26 protein-coding genes are annotated in these 21,192 nt (G+C 42.3%); all 26 read right to left on the reverse strand.

Annotated features, from left to right (window positions below; translation table 11 throughout):
• Positions 1-40 precede the first annotated feature (40 nt).
• The 26 genes from C231_RS0104995 to C231_RS0105115 all read right to left on the reverse strand — a co-directional run bounded on the left by C231_RS0104995 (position 41) and on the right by C231_RS0105115 (position 20,976).
• Positions 41-2,566: a phage tail spike protein gene (locus C231_RS0104995; protein ID WP_018659534.1), complete on the reverse strand. Its 2,526-nt coding sequence runs from the start codon at positions 2,564-2,566 to the stop codon at positions 41-43.
• A gap of 4 nt (positions 2,567-2,570) precedes the next feature.
• Positions 2,571-3,347 carry a distal tail protein Dit gene (locus C231_RS0105000; protein WP_018659535.1) on the reverse strand — a complete coding sequence of 259 codons (777 nt, stop codon included), beginning with the start codon at positions 3,345-3,347 and terminating at the stop codon, positions 2,571-2,573.
• Between the two features lie 12 nt (positions 3,348-3,359).
• A complete protein-coding gene (locus tag C231_RS0105005) occupies positions 3,360-5,966 on the reverse strand; it encodes a phage tail protein (RefSeq protein WP_018659536.1) in 2,607 nt (868 codons plus the stop codon).
• A 205-nt stretch (positions 5,967-6,171) separates the two neighbouring features.
• On the reverse strand, positions 6,172-6,555 hold the full coding sequence (locus C231_RS08745; protein ID WP_018659537.1) for a hypothetical protein: 384 nt from the start codon (positions 6,553-6,555) through the stop codon (positions 6,172-6,174).
• A 3-nt stretch (positions 6,556-6,558) separates the two neighbouring features.
• Positions 6,559-7,152, reverse strand: coding sequence for a major tail protein (locus C231_RS0105015; RefSeq protein WP_018659538.1), 594 nt, complete (start codon positions 7,150-7,152; stop codon positions 6,559-6,561).
• A 2-nt stretch (positions 7,153-7,154) separates the two neighbouring features.
• A complete protein-coding gene (locus tag C231_RS0105020) occupies positions 7,155-7,499 on the reverse strand; it encodes a hypothetical protein (protein ID WP_018659539.1) in 345 nt (114 codons plus the stop codon).
• Complete coding sequence (locus tag C231_RS0105025; protein WP_018659540.1) at positions 7,496-7,927, reverse strand: HK97-gp10 family putative phage morphogenesis protein; 432 nt, start codon at positions 7,925-7,927, stop codon at positions 7,496-7,498. The genes C231_RS0105020 and C231_RS0105025 overlap by 4 nt, the downstream gene beginning before the upstream one ends.
• A complete protein-coding gene (locus C231_RS0105030; protein WP_018659541.1) occupies positions 7,914-8,255 on the reverse strand; it encodes a head-tail adaptor protein in 342 nt (113 codons plus the stop codon). The genes C231_RS0105025 and C231_RS0105030 overlap by 14 nt, the downstream gene beginning before the upstream one ends.
• A gap of 3 nt (positions 8,256-8,258) precedes the next feature.
• Positions 8,259-8,567: a head-tail connector protein gene (locus tag C231_RS0105035; protein ID WP_018659542.1), complete on the reverse strand. Its 309-nt coding sequence runs from the start codon at positions 8,565-8,567 to the stop codon at positions 8,259-8,261.
• 22 nt (positions 8,568-8,589) lie between these two features.
• Positions 8,590-8,814 carry a Head fiber protein gene (locus C231_RS0105040; RefSeq protein ID WP_018659543.1) on the reverse strand — a complete coding sequence of 75 codons (225 nt, stop codon included), beginning with the start codon at positions 8,812-8,814 and terminating at the stop codon, positions 8,590-8,592.
• 12 nt (positions 8,815-8,826) lie between these two features.
• The gene (locus C231_RS0105045) at positions 8,827-10,023 is read right to left on the reverse strand and encodes a phage major capsid protein (RefSeq protein ID WP_018659544.1); all 1,197 of its coding nucleotides are present in this window, start codon (positions 10,021-10,023) and stop codon (positions 8,827-8,829) included.
• Between the two features lie 16 nt (positions 10,024-10,039).
• The gene (locus C231_RS0105050; RefSeq protein ID WP_026314358.1) at positions 10,040-10,771 is read right to left on the reverse strand and encodes a head maturation protease, ClpP-related; all 732 of its coding nucleotides are present in this window, start codon (positions 10,769-10,771) and stop codon (positions 10,040-10,042) included.
• Positions 10,707-12,029 (reverse strand): phage portal protein, encoded by a 1,323-nt coding sequence (locus C231_RS0105055; RefSeq protein WP_018659546.1) that lies wholly within the window; start codon positions 12,027-12,029, stop codon positions 10,707-10,709. The genes C231_RS0105050 and C231_RS0105055 overlap by 65 nt, the downstream gene beginning before the upstream one ends.
• Before the next feature lie 15 nt (positions 12,030-12,044).
• The gene (locus C231_RS0105060; protein ID WP_026314359.1) at positions 12,045-13,646 is read right to left on the reverse strand and encodes a terminase large subunit; all 1,602 of its coding nucleotides are present in this window, start codon (positions 13,644-13,646) and stop codon (positions 12,045-12,047) included.
• A 112-nt stretch (positions 13,647-13,758) separates the two neighbouring features.
• Positions 13,759-13,983, reverse strand: a complete 225-nt coding sequence (locus tag C231_RS0105065; RefSeq protein ID WP_018659548.1) for a DUF7678 domain-containing protein — start codon at positions 13,981-13,983, stop codon at positions 13,759-13,761.
• Between the two features lie 4 nt (positions 13,984-13,987).
• Positions 13,988-14,167: a DUF5049 domain-containing protein gene (locus tag C231_RS0105070; protein WP_003762693.1), complete on the reverse strand. Its 180-nt coding sequence runs from the start codon at positions 14,165-14,167 to the stop codon at positions 13,988-13,990.
• Positions 14,157-14,387 carry a DUF4314 domain-containing protein gene (locus tag C231_RS0105075; RefSeq protein WP_018659549.1) on the reverse strand — a complete coding sequence of 77 codons (231 nt, stop codon included), beginning with the start codon at positions 14,385-14,387 and terminating at the stop codon, positions 14,157-14,159. Before C231_RS0105075 ends, C231_RS0105070 begins: the two co-directional genes overlap by 11 nt.
• Positions 14,374-15,063: a hypothetical protein gene (locus tag C231_RS0105080; RefSeq protein WP_018659550.1), complete on the reverse strand. Its 690-nt coding sequence runs from the start codon at positions 15,061-15,063 to the stop codon at positions 14,374-14,376. The genes C231_RS0105075 and C231_RS0105080 overlap by 14 nt, the downstream gene beginning before the upstream one ends.
• Positions 15,064-15,165: 102 nt before the next feature.
• Entirely contained in the window at positions 15,166-16,401 is a 1,236-nt protein-coding gene (locus C231_RS0105085; protein WP_018659551.1) for a site-specific DNA-methyltransferase, read from the reverse strand.
• Positions 16,391-17,554 (reverse strand): methionine adenosyltransferase, encoded by a 1,164-nt coding sequence (gene metK / locus C231_RS0105090; RefSeq protein WP_018659552.1) that lies wholly within the window; start codon positions 17,552-17,554, stop codon positions 16,391-16,393. Before metK ends, C231_RS0105085 begins: the two co-directional genes overlap by 11 nt.
• Position 17,555: 1 nt before the next feature.
• Positions 17,556-18,095 carry a P27 family phage terminase small subunit gene (locus C231_RS0105095; RefSeq protein ID WP_018659553.1) on the reverse strand — a complete coding sequence of 180 codons (540 nt, stop codon included), beginning with the start codon at positions 18,093-18,095 and terminating at the stop codon, positions 17,556-17,558.
• 118 nt (positions 18,096-18,213) lie between these two features.
• Positions 18,214-18,597, reverse strand: coding sequence for an HNH endonuclease (locus C231_RS08455; RefSeq protein ID WP_425386748.1), 384 nt, complete (start codon positions 18,595-18,597; stop codon positions 18,214-18,216).
• A 94-nt stretch (positions 18,598-18,691) separates the two neighbouring features.
• Positions 18,692-19,075: a DUF1492 domain-containing protein gene (locus C231_RS0105100; RefSeq protein WP_245533377.1), complete on the reverse strand. Its 384-nt coding sequence runs from the start codon at positions 19,073-19,075 to the stop codon at positions 18,692-18,694.
• 65 nt (positions 19,076-19,140) lie between these two features.
• Entirely contained in the window at positions 19,141-19,365 is a 225-nt protein-coding gene (locus C231_RS0105105) for a hypothetical protein (RefSeq protein ID WP_018659556.1), read from the reverse strand.
• A complete protein-coding gene (locus tag C231_RS0105110; RefSeq protein ID WP_018659557.1) occupies positions 19,362-20,714 on the reverse strand; it encodes a DEAD/DEAH box helicase in 1,353 nt (450 codons plus the stop codon). The genes C231_RS0105105 and C231_RS0105110 overlap by 4 nt, the downstream gene beginning before the upstream one ends.
• Positions 20,695-20,976 (reverse strand): VRR-NUC domain-containing protein, encoded by a 282-nt coding sequence (locus C231_RS0105115; RefSeq protein WP_018659558.1) that lies wholly within the window; start codon positions 20,974-20,976, stop codon positions 20,695-20,697. The genes C231_RS0105110 and C231_RS0105115 overlap by 20 nt, the downstream gene beginning before the upstream one ends.
• Positions 20,977-21,192: the final 216 nt, after the last annotated feature.

Genomic DNA, 21,192 nt, shown 5'->3' on the forward strand with positions numbered 1-21,192 from the left:
TTTCTGATGTTCTTGAAAAATAAGCCACCAATCCACCTCCTTAATACAAATCAATAAATCTTGTTTCTGTCGTTCCATCTTCATATTCAATAACCACTTCAATGCCAACCTGTGAGTTGCTACTCAGCTTTTCAAGGTTTTCAGATGCGATTTGTGCCGAGAGCGTGTAGCTAGAACGATTCGCTGGATAGATGGTCTGAGCCATACTTTTTGTCATATTAGCTACACCCATTGCCTTAAAGGATGTCGACCCACTTACACCGTTATCACCATCTACTTCAAATCCTGAGTTAATCCAGTAAGCCATGCCATCATCAGCACGAGAATTTCGCAGCAGATTAAAAGGCACCATTTCCCGGATATCATTGTTCGTCACCATACTTGTGCCTTCAAGAGAATCTGCTACATTGTCCCACTGGCTTGCAGAACTACCCAGATTTTTAAGGGTAGTAGATAGTTCTAATACTGTATTCCATGGTTCTTGTAAGTTATATTCTCTTCGTATAACACGAGTGGTTACCGACAGCCCTAAATCTTTATCTTCCACATGAACATAATCGCCAAGTGACCATGCCTCATGTTCATAACCCGTTAACACCGATAAATCCATTGCGTTTAAAACATAAGAGATATTTGGTTTTGCATACTGAGCAAGCCTCATTTCCGTATATTCTTTCATCTGATAGGGATTGGTAAAGGAAGAACAATCAAGCGTTGATATTCGAATATCAGACGAATAAGTATAGTCTTCCACATAGGCTTTTCCTCCGTTAATGTCTGCAAAGCTCAGACCATCGCTACCAATGGCATAAAGCCTTGTCACTAGACTTCTAGTATCCACGACTCTTTTAATGCTCTTCATATTTTTCTTATAGGCAAACAATGCACCGCTATCCGTACCATAGACCGTTAAGAGATGGACTAGCCTATTAGGGCTATCAAAGACAAGGTCTCCACCATGCAAGTCTGCAACCGTGCGAAGGATGGACAGAGCATTCTTTTCTGTACTCGTCCAGGTTCTTTTAGTTCGCACATTGACTGTGCCTACGCTCCACTCTGTTCCTTCTAAGGCATAAGCCATAGAGACTTCAGCAGTTTCTGCATCAAATTTATGCTCTTCTTTTCGCACTGAAAAGGTCAGGTCATAAAACTCTGCCTCAGCATACACTTCAGTCGCTAGATTTCCTTCGCTGTCTTTTGTATCCGTCAAAGTCCTTACTTTGTAGACGTCATCAACAATCTGGATTTTCTTTTCGCTATCAATGAATCCCCTCTTGGTATCACGATAGGGGATCATAAAAGAGAGCGTATCTTCGCCATTGATTTCACTGGTTACTACAATGTTATAAGCATTTTCTAACACAGCCTCCCAGGCTCCATTTGAATCCAGTACGACTGGTCTTGAAAAACCAATCCTCTCATAAGGTGACTTTGGAATATCATATAGCCTGATATCAATAATTCGAGGGGTCTTACTCGTATCTGCCGTAGTAAGTGTGACCCTAAAACGAATGTATGCCTTATTTGGAGATACCAGTTTTCCATCAAGTGCGATGGCTGCCCAATCACTCCAATGAACAAGGTCATCGCTTGTTGAGGTTTCTATTGGCCCAACTGCAGTTACCCCAGAAATATATTCACTTGTAACAGATACCCGACCTGTGCCAGACAGATTGCACGTTGCCGGAGCCGTATATAGTGTTCCTTCCGTTGGATAGACACCTTCTGTCTCCCTTAAACTCACCACTCCCGGTACGCTAAGGGCATCAACAGCACCGCCCATATCACCCCCGTTAGTCAAAAGAGACCCATTGAAATAATCAATCAACTCATCCGTTGTAAGACTGGAATCCATATCAAAAAACCAGTCATCAAATCTGCCAGCATACCAATAGGCATCCGCATGCATGCCCATAATGATGTCGGCCGTACAAGAAGGGTTTAGTGAGCCTGTAAAGGAATAGGTCGGGGATACCCAGCTTATTTCATTCGTCTTATCACCCAGGACAATCCATGCATTTTTATTGTTTGGCTCTATGACCATGCAAATAAAATACACACCACCATTGATGAGAGAAAAAGGCGGTGTAGTTGTTTGGTCGAGTATGAGAGAACCACTAGCGTTATAAAGCATGATTCTAGGTCTACCAGAAAAGAGCGAAAGATAAAAGATAGGCTGACCAGGACCATAGCGCGTATTTAATATGGGGCAATAGGTATTCCCCACCGAATAAGTAGTCGGTATCATCCAACCGCCAACAAGGATTCGTTCTCCTATCTCCGAAAAGAAAGTACCATCATTGGCCACTTTAAGGTAGGTTTTTTCTGTAGCGGGATTGTTGATGTTGATTCGGATTTGTCTCCCTTTTTGGCCGCTTTGAAGGCTTGCAGTTGTTCCTAGATAATTGACAAGCTCTATTTTTCTGTCTAACCCAGAAGAGTCTGCAAGATAACCGTTTTCATCTACCGATACATCATTAAATCGCCACAGTCCAGATTTTGCATATTCGACTGGGAACTCTCCCGTAAAATCTGTCTGTTTATTTAATATTGTTTTTAGTGCCACTGGATCACCTCCATCTACTGCGAGCCTTTATTTCAAGCGCTGTAAACACAGCATTATTCGTTGTTATTGCTAGGGTATTCGTGCCCACATGAAGACTTGGAAAATCTATCTCCTCTAGGTAAGGCAAAGCGTTTCTTAAGATTATCCCGTTTTCGTCTTCCACATAAGCCGTCATCTTATCTGTATCAATGACAAGTGTTTCTTCTGCCAAAAGTACAGCATTCACTATTTTCATTTCCAAGCCATTGGTTGTGACAGAAATAGAATTATTTACACCAGAAGTTATGATTCCCTTCAAACGATACATAGGATTGGAATCAACATTGCCGGTCAGTCTTGTAACCGTGTGGTCGCCTTCGCTTTCTATTAAATAATTTTCATCCGTAATGGCATAAGCAAAAGGGTCAGGACAGAAAAACTTCAAGTTGAAACTTCCTGCAAAACGAATGAGTCGTTCACAGTCCACTTTCTCATTCAGCCTCGCCATGAAATACCTGTCTGGTACATCATCAAAAACAAGTTCTTTTAAACCTTGCATGGGATCAAGCCATGTTGAAAGTTCGTCAAGGGTACTCACCAGAGAAGAAAAGCTATGCTTCGGATAAATATTACAAGCTACACTGATTTCTTTGTAATCAAAATTAGCTCCAAAGTCTGTCACCCCATACTTTCCAGGTACGGTGGTGATGAAATTTCGCATTCCTCCACAGACCTGCCAGGAAGTGAGCCTGGCTTTTAGTCCCATGCTTTTTGAAGAAATATCGTCATATGAAAAACCCATCGGCACACCTCCTTACGTTGTAGAAAACCGACCCTGAGCACGAGAGCCTGTCTGAATTAAGTTATAAAGTTCCTGAGATACCCTTCTGATATCATCTTCACTTCGTACAATCATCTGCTGTACAGTAACTAGCGACCCACTGACACCACCTAGGGAAGAGGTCGCTGCATTTGAAATCACGCCGCCTACAGAAGTATCCACTGAAAAGTCTGTAGGCAAGGATGTACTCATATCACTGGCAAGACTGGTCATCACATCGTTGATATCCTCGCTCATCATTTCAGCTGCTTTTACAGCCTCATCACCGTTATCTTGGATAGAACCTGCAAGACCTTTCACAAGCATCTCGCCGACCCAACCCATCTGTTTCGAGGGTGATTTGATACCGAAGAAATCCTTGATACCCGTCCAAATGCCACTAATCCAACCACTCACTTTATTCCATAACCAAGAAGCAAGGGATTGAATACCCTGCCATAACCCTTTTACAATGTTGCCACCCACCGTCACGATGGAACCCATGGAGTTTGTAAATGCTCTGACGATGCCGCCAATAATCTGAGGCACTGCTTTTACGATCTCTACCACAATGGTTGGTAAATTCTGAATGAGTGCTACAAATAGCTGAACCCCTGCCATAATGATCTTGTCGATGTTTCCAATTAAGGCATTTACGATACTTGAAATGATTTGAGGGATTGCCGCCACAATGGTGGTAATAATGGTCGGTAGATTTTGAATCAGTGCAACAAGTAAGTCGACACCCGCTTGTATGAGTTGTGGAATCGAACTTAAAATCCCATTTAATATTCCATCAATTATCTGTGGAATCGCCTCTACAATAGCCGTAATAATTTCAGGCAAGGCTGTAACCAGCGATGATAATAGCTGAATACCTGCATCTATAATCTGAGGAATTGCGCTTATAATAAAATCAACGATTGCCAAAATAATCGTAGGGAGAGCCTCAATTAGTTGCGGGATCGCCTCGATAAGCCCCTGAGCCAAACCAAGTATTAACTGCAGTGCTGCGTCGAGCAGCATGGGTAGATTATCCACCAAACCTTGCACAATCGTAGTAATTGCATTAACTGCCGCAGGAATAAGTTCTGGGAGAGCCTGCCCAAGACCATCCACTAAAGCTGCAATTAACTGAACGGCCGCATCCACTAGCAGTGGTAAGTTTTCAATCAACGCATTCACAATCGTGAGAATGGAATCAACTGCTACCGGTATTAAGGTAGGTAGTAGGTTCATCAGTGCGTTTAGTACCTGAGTAAACAAATCGGTCACCGTAACAAGCAATGTCGGTAACAAATCTGAGATGGCATCTAGCAATGCTTCAATGGCTATAGGTAGTGCTTTTACGATATTTTCAATCACTGGAGTAATGTTTTTTACCACAGACTGAAAGGCATCCACCATGTTTTTACTGAGTTGTTCCATATCCGCATCGGCATTTCCAAAACCAACTAAAAGATTTTGGAATGCAGATTGGAATGCGTTCAACGATCCAGAAATAGTTTCTTCTGCCTCAAGAGCAGTCGTACCAGCAATACCCATGCTTTCTTGAATGACATGGATGGCAGAAACTACATCGGCATAAGAAGAAACATCATACTCAATGCCAGAGATAGCCTCGGCATCGGCAAGGAGCCGCTCCATTTCACTTTTTGTACCACCATAGCCTAGTTTAAGGTTATCTAGCATGGTGTAATTTTGCTTGGCAAAACCCTGATAGGCATTTTGAATGGACTCCATGTCTGTACCCATTTTATTGGCATTGTCAGACATATCGGTGATCGCCATATCCGCATATTTAACTGCTTTTTCTGTATCTCCTCCAAGAGAAGAAATAAGGCTTGCAGAAAAAGAAGTCACGGTTTCCATGTAGTCATTGGCAGAAAGACCTGCCGTCTTATAGGCATTCGATGCATAGTCTTGTAACTGCTGAGAGTTTTCTTTAAAAAGCGTATCCACACCACCGACTAATTGTTCGTAATCAGCATAGGCAGAAATGACTTCTTTACCAAGTTTGACAGCCGCCGCACCTGCTGCAACAGCAACTGCTCCCATGGCAATGCCGATAGATTTTAAAGTTGTACCTAAGCCTTTAAACTTAGATTCGGATTTTTCAGCAGAGTCAGCCGCCTCATCAATCTCTTTTCCCATATCATCTGCACTGTCGGTGACATCGTTCATTTCACGGTTCATGTCATCGAGAGCATCTTCAGCATCATCATAATTGGAGTTAGCTTCTTCAAGAGCAGCATTATTGCTACTTAACTCTCGCTCCATATTGTTGAGTGCCGCCTCTGCGTTATTTAGCTGAATCTGCCAATTTTGCGTTCTTCTATCGGTTTCTCCAAAGGAAGTAGCTGCATTTTCAAGAGCCGACCTCAAGGTATCAATTTTGCTTTTTTGGGTTTCAATCTCTTTATTGAGGACTGAATTTCTGGCGGAAAGAGCCTGGACAGACTTATCGTTTTTATCAAATTCTGAAGCTACCAGTTTCATTTCAGAGCCAAGTACTTTAAAGGAGCGATTGATATCTGTTAATGCCTTCTTAAATTCTTTCTCGCCTTCAAGACCAATCTTCAAACCAAAATTATCTGCCATGCTTTCCACCTCCTTTGTCAGATTCCATCAGGGATGATGTCATCAATAAATATCTCTCTTTTTGGTTTTGCCAGCCCCTGATACTGTTTGTGACACTCCCACAAGTCTAGTAGCAAACCAAACGGCATCAGCCAAAATTCATCCATGGTCAGATGTAATACGCTGATGCCGTAATATAAAAGCCTCGTAAATAACTCTTCGTCACTTACGGGGCTACTGCGTTTTTTTGGCTTTCCTCACTGAGTACATTTCTTTTTGCACCCTTGTAAAGGGCATTCATAATTGCCTCTTTGTACTCTGCCAAATCAATCGGGCTTGTGAGAATTTCTACCTCATCTTCTGTCAGTAATTCCTTCGGAGCATCCTTGTGCTTGATGTTATGAACAAGGATACTTTGATTGGCCAGTAAGGTAATCAGCCACACAATCTCTGAAAGTGCCATCTCGACATTCTCAGACTTCATTAGCTTATCGCCTAAGTTTTCAAGACCACCATATCGTCCTGCGATTTCCTTTGTTGCTTTTGTAGTAAGTAGTAGCACATATTCATCGCCACCAATACGAATGCTTGCTGTTCGTTCGTTATCCATCGCTTAGCCCTCCGTAACTGTGTAATCCGGTTCATAGACTTCTGTATACCAACTGCTGATAATCGATGCCGGTACATCCTTATCGCCTTCGGTCACTTCCGCTTTCCACGGATGTTTACCGCTTGTATCCGGCTTGTTTCTTCGGAGAACCGTACCTTCAATTGTTGGTGTTGAGAAAGTGATGCTGTCACCTTTTGTTGCTAGGTTTGTCGCAGGAATACCGAATTTCACTCGATAGAGCCAGTAGTATTTATACTTGCCATTGGATTTCTTTGCTCTAAAACCAACGGCTACAGGATCTCCGCCATCTTCACTGTTAGAAACCATAACGTTGTTCTTATCAACCGTGACTCCGGTTAAGGCGGCTGCAGTAGTCGAGCCAATATCATCCACTCCAAGAGAGATAGTGCCATTTTTAAATTCTTTAACGATTTCTGCCGCACCATCATCTGCATAGAGAGTTGCCTCTGCCAGTTCAACAGATAACTCTGCTGAGATTGCTTTTGCCAGCTGAGTGGGTGTGCCATAGATTTCTTCGCCATTTTCATCATCTGTGATGGTCGCATAATAAAGTTTATCCAGACCAATTGTTGCCATTTTTAATTACCTCCTATTTCGTAATGTTTGGCTACATCCACGTTGTAGTGGTAATAGCCCGTATCATCTTCAAAGCCGATGTAGCTCCGTGCGGTTATGGTGAAACTGGAATCCAACAATAACTGCACCACTTGATTTTTTATCGCTGTATAACTGCCTTTGCTATAAATTGAAATCCGTGCCTCTTGAACATCGATGCATGGTAGATTATCCGAATGAAGGTCAAAGCTATCGCTCATCGGAACAATCACCATGTACTTTGACGGCGCAGCATCCGAGAACACGCCTGTTTCTATTGGAACATCCAGTGATTCTAAAGCGACTTGTAAGTCTGCTAGAATGCTCATATCTTTTTGACCTCCTCTTCAAAAGTGCTTTTCATTACTGAGATACACTCAGACTTTGATGCACTTTTAGCTGGTTTCAAAAAAGGTTTTGCAGGTTGACCGTGTTTGCCATACTCAAGGATGTTTGCTATTTTTGCGTTACTCTCACCATCAGGCCTTGGTTCAGAAAATCCAATTTTTATATTGTGGTTTCCGTTCCTATCTAGCCTGACTGAAGTGACACCGAGTGCCTTTTCTAATTCACCCGTTGATCGTGATTCATGCTTTGTACCTTTACCAATCACTGCAGATAGATTACTTTTCGTTCTCTTAAAGACGACTTCACCACCTGCTTTTAGCACCTTTTCGGCAACAGGGTCAAAGTCAGATCCAAGCTTTGAAATCTTGAGCAAAAAATCATCGGGCACCTTAATATCAACTTTTGCCAATACTGCTCACCACCTTCTTTGCCAATACTTCTGTATACATCCCTCGACCTTTTACGTTTTCCACCGATGTAATATCAAATAATTCTCTTTCACACTCGATAAAATGCTCTGTGGTTACCAGCACTCCAGGAATGGCACGAAATCTAAAGAGATCCGTAGCTTCAGAAAAAGCAGCGAGATTTGCCCATTTCTCACTGCCATGACGTCCTTCTCTATAAACTCGAACTGAGGCAAGTATGGTCTGTGATGTAGTGGCAAATCCCTCACTATCTTTCGTTGTTGTAATTGCTTTAATATCAGCAAATTTATTCATTTTTCCAAAACTCATCTCTTACACCTTCCAATCCCGATCAAGTCGCAAAAGAAGATTGACCGTATTCCACACCTGCTGACCGGCTTGCACATTGTCAGCAAAGAAGCCACCCGTACTGCCATCTCTACTTTCATAGAAATGAGAGGAAAGCATAATAATGGCTTGCTCTGTAGTCGGTGGCATAGGATTGTCGCTATAGAAATTTTCTGGTACATGCTGATAACTCTCGGCATAACTGACAGCAGCGACGATGAACATCTCTAAGAGTTCGTCATCAGCTTCATGCTCTAAAATCAAGTTTGCCTTTACCTTTTGAATCAGTGTCATACCGCTACCATCCTTTCTCTTTTTAATCAGCTTCTATGAGTCCGGCTGTTTTTAGCTTTGAAAGCAATGCATTAAAATCAGCAACTAAACTCGTAATATCTTCTGCCACACTAGGTGCTTGGTTTTCTGCAGGAGTAAAAGAATAAGGGAGACCTGTCACGGTTGCTCCCTCCTTAATCTCTAGCGTTCCACCGATAACGGTTTTGTTACCGCCTTGTTCGGTATAGTTTTTAGCTGAATAACTCATCGTGCCACCTCACTAGGCTTTCTGCTGAAGCACTTTTATGGCTTCAGGCAAGACAAGTTTGCCGTCTACACGTTCTTTCGCAACAAAACCGACCATGCCATTACCAGCAAACAACTCACGAAGTTCTGCAAAGGAACGAGAACCACGATCTCCAATGTTGTAGTAAGAGAAATCGCCAAAGATAATGGTCTTAGCACCTGCCTCAATAGTAGGCATATAAGCGGATGTATACACAGGATAGCCCAGTAGTTTATCTGGTTCACCTGCAACAAGAGCTGCTTGCCACATATAGGCTCCGTTACCGTCCTTTAGTTTTCTAAGGGCTGCAATGGTCTGGTCGTTTAAAATGAACACGGCATTTTTACGGTAAGGACGCTTCAGTGAATACACCAGGTTAATCAATTCGTCAGCAGTAATAGCCGTCGCGGATGCTGCAGTCACACCGACTTCAGCTCCACCGCTTGCAGCTAGAATGCCCAGTGGTTTTCCTGTACCATTACCATTAATAAAGGCATCTTCTTCGGCATTGGCCAGTGCCTTATAAAACTCCTCAATGATGTAGTTCTCCAGTTGGAAGGCATTGTCATAAAGTAGTTCTTCAGTAACCTTTACGGCTACATGAAGTTTGTGGGCATCCAGATTGATTTGAGAGAAGGTTGCATCACTAAAGGTCAGTGCCTCGCCCTCATCAATCCATGCAGCTGCAGGTTTTGTAGCTGCAATATTAATTTTTCGCTCACCAGATGTGGTAATGGTATGACTCAGCTTACGAATGATATTTTCGTCTTTCAGCCCATCAATCAGTCTCGTGTCATACTCTTCTGGAACCAGATATCCACCATCAGCATCAACACCTTCTTGCAGGATATTGGATACATTACGGAAGTTTGAACGAAGAGCTGAAAGCATTGCTGTCTTATAAGAATCAGCTGCTCGGCCAGTTTTAATTTCACTGTTATCCATTCGACCATTCATCGGATTTTCAATGATTGGCTTGCTGACAGGTTTTTCAAGTTCAGCCTCGATTGCTTCACGTCTTTCCATGCGATGGATTTCATTCGTGAGTTCAGTGATCTCATCTTCCATGGTTTTGTAGGTTTTATCATCTTCTCCGGATAATGTGCCATTCTTGGTTTTATGAGTGTCCAAGAACCCGTCCATCGTTTCAATAAGCTTTTTGCGCTTGTTACGCATTTCTGTAATCGTCATAGTAAAATTCCTCCATTTACATATATTTTTTGATAATTAAAAGACGCTCCTTGAGTTCATCAATTGAGCGCCCTTGGGGTTTGGCAGATTCCTCCGCCTGAATTGGTATTGTCTTTTCTGCAATTTTATTTAGCAGATTCGTAGCCACTGCTTTTCTAGAAAACGCATAGGCAGAAAAAGTGGGTTCGGATTGTTTCTCATCCTTTAGCACATCGTCTGCAAAGCCAAGTTCTATGGCTTTGTTGGCATTCATCCAGGTTTCAGCATCCATCAGATGAGATAGTTTGATGCGAGATACTCCAGTCTTAATCTCATAGGCATTGATAATGCTTTCTTTCACCTCATCTAACATCTCAATCGCTCGTTTCATGTCTTCATGATCACCCATCGTGATGGTTGCTGGGTTATGAATCATCATGAGTGCTGTCGGAGCCATTAGTACCTTTGTTCCTGCCATGGCAATGACAGAAGCGGCTGATGCTGCAATCCCATCAATCTTGACGGTTACCTCATCTGGGTAATCCATCAACATGGTATAAATCTGACTTGCGGCAATGCAATCTCCACCCGGTGAGTTAATCCATAAGGTGATGGGTCCTTTTCCACTAAAGAGTTCGTTTCTAAACATCTGTGGGGTTACATCATCATCAAACCAGCTTTCTTCAGCGATTGTTCCATAAAGCTCAAGAACTCGTTCTTCTTGTTCGCTTGCTTGGTTCTTCCATCGCCAAAACATCTTGTTCTTCATCCAAGTCTTCCTCCTTTCCATCCTCGTTTGTATTTGCGAATGCACCTGCCTTTGTAAGAGGGAGCATATTGCCGTTGACAAGGTACATGTCACCACCATCCTCTGAAGGGATACGGTCTAGGTTTTCAAGTTCCCTAATATCATTTGCACTCATCCAACCGTTCTGCCTTGCTGTGGCATATCCGCTCATACGACTGACATAATCCCCTCTCAGTAGGCCTTCCACATTGAAACGAAAGAAGTACTTTTTCTTTTCTTCCGTTGTAAAAAGGGTGCGGGCTAAGGTTTGCTCCCAACGCACTACCCACGGGTCTAAGGTGTATTTCACAAACTCAAGGGATTGTTGCTCAATATTAGAAAAGCTCGATTTTTCAAGGTCGCCTACCATGTGAGGAGGGACTCTGAAAATCCGAGCAATTTCATTGATTTGAAACTTCCTTGTTTCAAGGAATTGTGCTTGTTCTGGTGAAATGGAAATCGGTGTATATTTCATCCCTTCTTCAAGCACGGCTATTTTATTGGAATTGGCACTGCCACCAAATTGTGACTGCCAAGCCTCTCTGACTTTCCCAGGTTCTTTAATCGTTCCCGGATGCTCCAACACACCACTTGGAGCAGCACCGTTAGCAAAGAACTTGGCTCCATATTCCTCTGTTGCAATGGCTAGACCAATCGCATTTTTAGCCATCGCAATCGGGGAGTAGCCAACCAGTCCATCAAACCCGAGTCCGGGAATATGAAGTACATCGGAGGTACTAAGTTTTACTGTCATTCTCTTCGTACTGTTCACATCATCTGCACCTCTGGTATATAAGTAATAGAGCTGCCCACTCTCATCTCGATGAACTGACATCCGATTTGGCATCAAGGGGTAGAGTCCTACAACTTCACCTTTGCCATTGCGAATAATCTGCGCATAACAATTCCCCCATAATAAAAGATGAGTCATCAGTGTTTCTCTAAACACAAAAGAACTCATCTCAGCATTTGGTTCATCGTGCAAAAGTCGATACAAGGAATGGTCAATTGCTTTTTCCTTGCCACCATCTTCTGTATAACAATAAAGATGCAGAGGAAGCCCTGCTACTGCTTCAGCTAATATTCGAACACAAGAGTATACGGCCGTCATTTGAAGTGCCGACCGCTCGGTCACTGTTTTACCTGCTGTGCTTGAACCCATTAAAAAGGTATAGTTGGAACTCACCGCTCTATCAGTAGGCTTATCTCTCGCCTTAAAAATGGATGATAAAAATCCCAAAACCAATCACCTCCCTCATATAAAGAGAATGCCTCGGTTGTCATAAACCGAAGCACTCGTATCATTGCCACAACGAATCGCTCGATCAAGAGCCATAATCGTTGCCACTGCACCATCAATCTTTTCTGATGATTTTTCCTTGTCCGGCTTGATGTTGCCTGCCGGGTCTGTTCGAACAAAAATGTTATCCATCATCCAACGAAGTACAGGATGCCCACCATGAGCAACCTTTTCTTCTAGCGTTAGTTTCATCAGTTCCTTAGTCGGTGGACTCATATCCTTAAATCCTTGACCAAAGGGGACAACAGTAAAACCCATGCCTTCTAGGTTTTGAACCATTTGTACGGCTCCCCAACGGTCAAAGGCAATCTCACGAATATTGTACTTTTCGCCAAGTTCTTCAATAAACTTCTCAATAAAACCGTAATGAACTACATTTCCTTCGGTTGTTTTAATGTGATCCTGCTTTTCCCAGACATCATAGGGAACATGGTCACGGTTGACCCTGGCACTTAGAGTTTCTTCTGGCAGCCAAAAGTAGGGAAGAATGATGTATTTATCATCCTCATCTAGGGGAGGAAACACCAATACAAAGGCAGTAATATCAATGGAGCTAGAAAGGTCTAGTCCGCCATAGCATACCCTTCCAAGTAAATCCTCTTCATTTACGGCAAAGGCACATTTATCCCACCTGTCCATTGGCATCCAGCGAACCGCCTGTTTGACCCACTGATTAAGTCGTAACTGTCTAAAGGCATTCTCTTCTGCAGGGTTTTGCTTGGCTGATTCACAAGCGGCTTTTACCTTATCAATCCCTACCGTTATGCCAAGGCTTGGATTCGCTTTTTTCCACACCTTCGGATCTGTCCAATCATCTGACTCATCTGCTCCATAAATAACCGGATAAAAAGTAGGGTCAATCTTTCTTTTCTCCATGAGGTCTTTGGCTTTCTGATGGGTTTCATAGCAGATTGATTTTGTATCAGATCCTGCCGTGGTGATCAGAAAATAAAGAGGCTGCGTTCTGGCATCACCAGAACCTTTGGTCATGACATCAAAGAGTTTTCTGTTGGGCTGCGTATGCAACTCATCAAAAACAACACCATGAATATTAAAACCATGCTTTGAATAAGCCTCTGCTGAAAGCACTTGATAAAAACTATTAGTCGGTTGGAAAATGATCCGCTTTGTTGCCGATAAGATTTTAACTCGTTTACTTAGAGCCGGGCTCATACGTACCATATCAGCAGCCACTTCAAATACGATGGACGCCTGTTGCCTGTCTGCAGCGCATCCATAAACCTCGGCTCTTTCTTCGCCATCACCACAGGTAAGCAGTAATGCGACAGCTGCCGCTAATTCAGATTTCCCCATTTTCTTAGGAATCTCAATATAGGCTGTATTAAACTGCCGATAGCCATCTGGTTTCAGTGTTCCAAAGAGATCTCTGATAATTTGCTCTTGCCAATCAATCAGTTCAAATGGTTTTCCAGACCATTTCCCCTTGGTATGACTTAAACACTCAATAAAGTTGACCGCATAATCTGCAGCATCTTTATCGTAGATAGAGTCCTTTGCCATAAAAGGAGTTGGTTTATATTTCTTAAGTTTTCTGATTGCGGTCACCTCCCTTCAAAATGAGCATAAAAATAGACCCGCATCAAGCAAGCCTTATTACTCTTTCTATACGAGAAACAGAGCCAATGTTGGCACTGTCCTCTATTGCTATTTAGTTGTGTTCTAATAATAAGATTGCAAGTGCAATTTCTGCATCCTCATCCACAGGCTCAATGTCCCAGCCTCGGTCATAATTTGCAATAATCTCTTCTTTGCGCTTAAGCATCAGCTTTGAGATGAGCCCCTTGTCAATGCCAAATTCCGAACTTTTCTCATAGCACTTTACCCAATAATGGATGATGCTGTCATGAACTTTAATGCTACCTTCTTTCCACACGGTTTTATTCCTCCTTGCCTGTCAGAATGAATCTGGAATAGGCCCCCACGTTATCTGCAAGGTAAACAAGTAGCTCGTTATACCCTTCCCTCAGAGCGATTTCCTGTACTTTTCGCACATCAAACATATTGGTTTCACCGGTATCTCGAATGGCAAGAATCTGTTCTTTTATCTTACTTGTCATCTTCAATCCTCCTGCACAGGTCTTCTCCAAAAACGACTGATAAACTGGAGCCAGTTTCCCAAGACACCATGATTGATCCGATGTCATCAACACCTATGACTGTTCCTTTTGTTCCAATCGCAGGAGCTTGAATATCATCCATTCTTAGAAGTTCTACTCGGCATCCTACAGGGTACTTCTCACGAAGATTCTGTAACCGTTCTTTACTAATTATCCTCATTTTTTGCTCCTCCTTTAAATGACGATGAACCTGTCAGGTTTCTAAGCAGTATTTTTCGCTCATCTTTGTATTCTTTGCCAATAAAGCCAAGGCGGAGTAAAAAGCATCTGAAAGCGTATTTTTCATTTTCTACTTCTTTCTCTTTTACCGTGATGCGTTTCTGATTTATCGCCATCTGACTTAGAGCTGAAATGAAGTGGTTATATGCTTTTACCTCTTCTGGTGTTGGTAACTCTTCAAACCAAGGGAATGAAACTTCATCTTCAGAAATTTCAATCGGCAATTCTTCTACATCAAGTGCATGACGAATTAGTTCTCCTTTTGCCTCAACAAGTGCTTGTAAGTTTTCAAGTGCGCCTTCAGAAAAGTTGCTCCTTAGCATGGAAACTGTAAGGCCAAACTCCTCGCTGTCTGCCGTTTGTCTGCCCTCTGTAACGCTTATCTCTTCCTCAGCAATAAAACCCTCGCTGGCTAAATGTCCTGCCACACGTTCGATTTCTTCGCTGTTTACCTTGTCACTGAGTTCAAGGTTTCCATTCTTGTCGATGGTAAAGTCACCTACCTCATATCCCATACTAGGCATTCCTAGGTACTTTGCTTTAACTCCTGTGAGAGTACTAAGAGTCGTTACCAGCCTTTTTCTTTCTGCTCCTGTTACATTGTATTTAATGACCATGTACAAAACCTCCTTTGTTTTGGTATGTACATATATCACTCTAAAACACTTATATAGCAAGCTTTTTATCAATTATCTTGTGGGAAACTTTACTAGTATTCCTTATTCATTGGTTTCCACCAATTCATCATATTTATAACTTAGTCCATCCCTTTGAACACTGACTTCTTTGGAAGTTCCAACCTGCTCAATGTAGCGTTTAATAATGACATCACAAAACTTCTCATCTAGTTCCACGGTGTAGCAGATGCGTTCTGATTGCTCACAGGCAATTAGGGTACTACCACTTCCGCCAAATGGGTCAAGCACAATGGTGTTACTCATAGAGGAGTTCAAAATTGGATAGGCGAGAAGAGGAATAGGCTTCATCGTAGGATGGTCGCCATTTCTCTTTGGCTTATCAAATTCCCAGATGGTGGTTTCTTTCCTGCCTGTATACCACTGATGCTTGCCTTTCTTTTTCCAACCAAACAGCACTGGTTCGTGCTGCCACTGATAGGGAGAACGACCCAGTACAAGGGAGTCCTTTTTCCATATGCAGCATCCGGATAAATAAAAACCGGCATCCGAGAAGGCTTTTCTAAAATTAAACCCTTCGGTGTCGGCATGGAATACATAGATGGAGGCATCGTCTGCCAGTGCTTCTTCGATATTGATAAAGGCATCTAAGAGGAATTGATAAAAGGCATCATTTGCCATATGATCATTTTTAATCTTTCCTGCAGTGCCTTCATAATTCACATTGTAGGGAGGGTCTGTTACACACAAGTTTGCCTTCTTTTTATTCATCAGCACATCATAGGTTTCTTCCTTGGTGGAGTCACCACAGATAAGCCTGTGTCTGCCAAGCGTCCAGATGTCACCAAGCTTGCTGATGGCAGGCTTTTTTAGTTCTGTCTCCACATCAAAGTCATCATCGTGGATCCCCTCTTTCAGCGTGTCTTTAAATAAGTCATCCAGTTCTTTAGGGTCAAATCCAGTTAGGGAAACATCAAAATCTACACCTTGTAAATCTGAAATTAAAAGGGCCAATTTATCCTTGTCCCAATCACCGCTGATTTTATTGAGTGCGATGTTGAGTGCTTTTTCTTTTTCTTCGTCCATTTCAATGATGACACACTCAACTTCTGTGATGCCCATATCCATGAGAACCTTCAGTCTTTGATGCCCACCAACAACATGGCCGGTCACCTTATTCCAGATAACCGGCTCTACATAACCAAATTGTTCAATGGATCGTTTTAATTTATCGTATTCTGCATCTCCTGGTTTCAAATCTTTACGAGGATTGTATGTTGCAGGGATGAGGTCTTTTGTGTTCTTCTTTTCAATCAACATATTTGTTTACCGCCTCCCTTAGTTCTGTATAGCAATCTAGAAATTCCCACGTGCTTAAGCCATATCTGAAATGGCCGTAAGTAGCTGTATCTGCATAAATGACATCCGTCAGCTTTAGCTTTTCAATAATGGCTGCAGGCCTTAGATTGAATACATCTAACACAGCACGGCAAAGGATACTTTCCTCAACCGTCCCTGTTCCAAAGGTATCAATCTCAAGGGCAACAGGATCTGCTTTTCCAATGGCATAGGAAATTGCTACCTGGCATCGTTTAGCAAAGCCACACCGAACGATGTTCTTTGCAATGGCTCTTGCCATATAGGCACCACTGCGGTCAACTTTGGTCGGGTCTTTGCCTGAAAATGCACCGCCACCATGAGCGGCGAGTCCGCCATAGGTATCAACCATGATTTTTCTTCCCGTAAGACCGGTATCAGCTGCTGGTCCTCCTTCAACAAATCGTCCACTAGGATTAATGAGGATCTCAGTCTCATCGTCAAATGGATACTTCTCAAAGACGGGCCACAGCACCTGAGCGATGACTTCATTTCGCAAGACATCTAAATCTTTATCTGCACTGTGTTGAACGGAAACTACAATGGTCTTAATTCGTTTTGGTTTGTCACCTTCATATTCAACGGTAACTTGAGCCTTACCATCAGGGCCAATGTCTTTGATCACACCATTCTTCATCACCTTATCTAGCTTTTCGCAAATGGCATGAGATAAGACTAAGGGGAGAGGTAACTTCTCACTGGTTTCGTTAGTGGCATAGCCATAGACTGTACCTTGGTCACCCGCTCCTAACATGGAATACCATGACGTATCACCCTCACGAGATTCCAAAGCTTGATCTACACCACCTGCGATATCTTTACTTTGCTGATGGACATAGACAAAGACTAAAAACTTTCTAGGATTGTAGCCCACATCCGTCAGAACACGGCGAACAACACCTCTGATATCAATTCTCTTTGAGCAGGTAATCTCACCGGCAACAATGATGTGTCCTTTGGTAGCCATCACCTCGCAAGCAACACGAGAGGATTTATCTTTTCTTAAACACGCATCTAAAATGCTATCTGAAATAAGGTCACATAATTTATCAGGATGACCTTTACATACGCTTTCACACGTTCTATATTTTTCCATTTTATTTTCCTTTCCGAGCAGATAATAACCGCTCCATCAAATCATCCTGTGGACTTCTGCCACCAAACTCCACAGAGCAGTTTTCTTTTACAATTTGGTAAATCTGATACCAACACTGGTTGACCTGTTTCATGTATTCACGACTCATCGCAACGTAAGGTGATGCGATGGCAGCGGAAGTGGTTGGATGCTTGGCAAGAAAGCCATACTCTGAAATGCACTCTTCGCACTGAATCCAACGAGAAACACTCATGGCATACTGCTCGATTAACTGGTTGTTTACTAACATTTCGCAGCTACGATCTTTCAGCCACTTGTAAGTTTCGATATAAATATCTTCTGCACAGAGGTCTTTGCCATTTTTCTGAGTAGCCTTTAAATAATCTTTTACAGCTGGCACATCTGCACCTTCTATATCCGTTGGCTCTGGCAGGATCATGGCACCATTTAATCTGCCATCAGCGATTTTGTCGGTTAGAGCCTTTGATTTTCTTCCAGCACCAACACGCTGACCGCCTCTTGCTGTACCGTCTTTCGCCATGTTTTCACCCCACTTTCCTAAAAGTCTTTAATACCCCCTTTGATTTCTGATTTTTACACGCGAAGCCCCAGGCCGTTGTCCGCCATAAAAGGTCTAGAGATTTGACCTCCCCCTTGGCTCAGTTGCGAATTTGTCGATCACCGAGTTCTAAATGAATCTTGTTGTGACAGGATTTACATAAGGACATCAGATTACTTCTATCGTGTGTACCACCTTGAGAAACAGGGAGGATGTGATGCACTTCATCAGTGGGAGTCAGTCGTCCGTCCTCTTTACACATCTCACACAGGGGATGTTCTCGTGCATAGCGGTCACGGATTCTTTTCCAGGCTCTGCCGTATTTCTTATTAACATCCTTTGACCGTTGATATTTGTCATAGCGCCTACGCTCTTCTACTCGATGGTCTTCACAGTACTGGCCATCGGTTAAGTTGGGACAGCCTGGTGTACTGCATGGTCGTTTTGGTTTTCTTGGCATCATATCACCTCGCTTTCTGGGCATAGAAAAAGCCCTGCAGGGCGCATCCCACAAGGCTTGGTAAGTATTCTATCTTGCTGATTATAATGTAACATGAAGATGAGGTGCTTATCTCTGCTCAAAAGTGCTCATTGCTGTTCAACATTTGAATAACAATTGGATTCTCAGGTACGACAACATGATTTAAGGCATTGCCATGCCATCTGCGAATGGTACTCTTATCAGCATTCAGCTCATCACCGATTTGCTCCCAGGTAAAGTTATGAACGTAGCGGTAACGTAACACCATGCGTTCATCGATATCCGTTACTTTATTAATCACATCTCGAATCTCTGCTTTAAGTGCTACAAGATGATCCACCTCATCATTAATCTTGATTTGAAGTTCTTCAATTCGCTCCAGGTATCTGACAAACAAAGCATCGGTATGCCGTTGTGTCTGTATTCTCTCACCCCAACTGGGGGAGGAAACACTGGTCGATAACTCTCTTAGCCTTTCCATTTCCTCAATGTTGGATTGAATTCTTTTATCTAGCCTGTAGGCTTGATGTAAATATTCTTTTGCTTTCATTTCTCGCTCACCTCCGCTTGTAGCTTTTTGATTAGGATTTCTCCATCAACAGAGGTAAGTTCTCTATACCAATCAGAGCGGAAGAACCTCTCCACCTCGTTTTTCAAATCTTGTGCAGGTCCATACTTTGGACGCTTTTTTAGTTTCTTTAAGGCTGTCCGATAATCCTTAACAGCCATTAAAATGATGGCATTGGCTAAGTTTTGATAAGGTTCTGTCATCGCATCACCTCTAAATTTGCCTTTACCGCATCAATCAAGGCATCTTGAGTTTTCTCTTTTTTTGTGAGTGCAAGCAGTACGTCTTCATCGATGGTGTTTTTGGTGATGATGTGGTGAACAATAACTGTATCCTTTTGACCCTGCCTATAAAGTCTTGCATTAGTTTGTTGATACAGCTCTAGTGACCAGGTCAGACCAAACCAGATAAGCGTTGAACCGCCGCTTTGAAGATTAAGACCATGACCGGCACTGGCTGGATGAATAACAGCAATGGGTATCTTTCCATCATTCCAAGCCTCAATATCCTTTGATGACTGAATCTGTCTGACTGGAAATCGCTCTTTAATCCGTTCTAAATCATGCTTATACCAATAAGCAACAAGGACTGGTTTCCCATTTGCTCCTTCGATTAAATCTTCCAAGGCATCTAGCTTTTTGTCATGAATCACATGAGCTTTATTTTCGCTATCGTATACTGCACCATTTGCCATCTGTAGCAGTTTTCCAGAAAGGACTGCCGCATTAACCGCATCAATATCTTCATCACCTAAGTTAGCCACCATGTCTTCCTTGAAATCTGAGTAAACCTTCCATTCCTTATCACTTAAAGTGACAAATACTTCATTGCTGACATATTCAGGCATCTTGAGATAATCAGTAGATTTCATAGAAATGGTGATGTCTGATATTTGTTTGTAGATTTCCTCTTCCGCACCGGGTAGTGGTTTATAAGAAAATATAATCTGAGCATTTCGCTTATCTGGCTTAAAATAGGTATTTCGATAATGACTAATGTAGCGTCCAAGCCTTTGACCCAAATCAAGAATTCGAAATTCTGCCCATAAATCCATCAATCCATTACTGGAGGGAGTTCCGGTAAGGCCGACTATTCTTTTTACAGAGGGTCTTACTTTAAGTAGACTCTTAAACCGCTTTGCACCATAGGACTTAAAGGATGACAATTCATCAATGACCACCATATCAAAATGAAAAGGAATACCACTTTTATGAACCAGCCAATCCACGTTCTCACGGTTGATGATGTATAGCGTTGATTGTTTCTTGAGGGCATCGATTCTTTCTTTTTCTGTTCCCACTACCACCGAATAAGAGAGTCCTTTTAGATGATCCCACTTATTAATTTCAGCAGGCCATGTATCTCTTGCTACTCGAAGCGGAGCAATGACTAGCACTTTACATACGAGAAAACTGTCTAAACACAAATCAAATATGGCAGATAAGGTAATCACACTTTTACCTAAACCCATTTCAAGAAATACAGCCGATATGGGATGGGATAAAATGAATTCAGTGGCATAACTTTGATATTCATGTGGCTTGTATTTCACTAAGTATCCCTCCAATCTGTTCTACATCATCAAGGCAATAGACTAGAAAACCTAATGCCTCTAATTGCTTCTTTCTTTTTTTCTGTAAAGGTCGCATCTTTTTTCCTGTCGCCTTACATTCGACAAAGGCGATTCTTCCCATGGGAAGTAACACAATACGGTCGGGCATTCCATCTATCCCAGGACTCACAAATTTAGGTGCCATACCTCCCATGCTTTTTACTGTCGCTACCAGTTTTTGTTCTATATATTTTTCTTGCATAAATGACCTCCATAAATTGATTAGGAACAACAAGCACAACTTTTAACGTTTTTTCCTATACGCGCGCATACACACGCTCACGATGCTTTACTACTACTATTTATTAATTTATTACTAAGTAGTAAAACTCTTGTTCCACTCATTCCAGTAAAGCCAAAATGTCGGTAATGACTGGGTTTTTAAGAGAACAAGCATAAGGAACAACCATAGAACAAG

The sequence above is a fragment of the Allofustis seminis DSM 15817 genome (assembly GCF_000374325.1).
Taxonomy (GTDB): Bacteria; Bacillota; Bacilli; order Lactobacillales; family Carnobacteriaceae_A; genus Allofustis; species Allofustis seminis.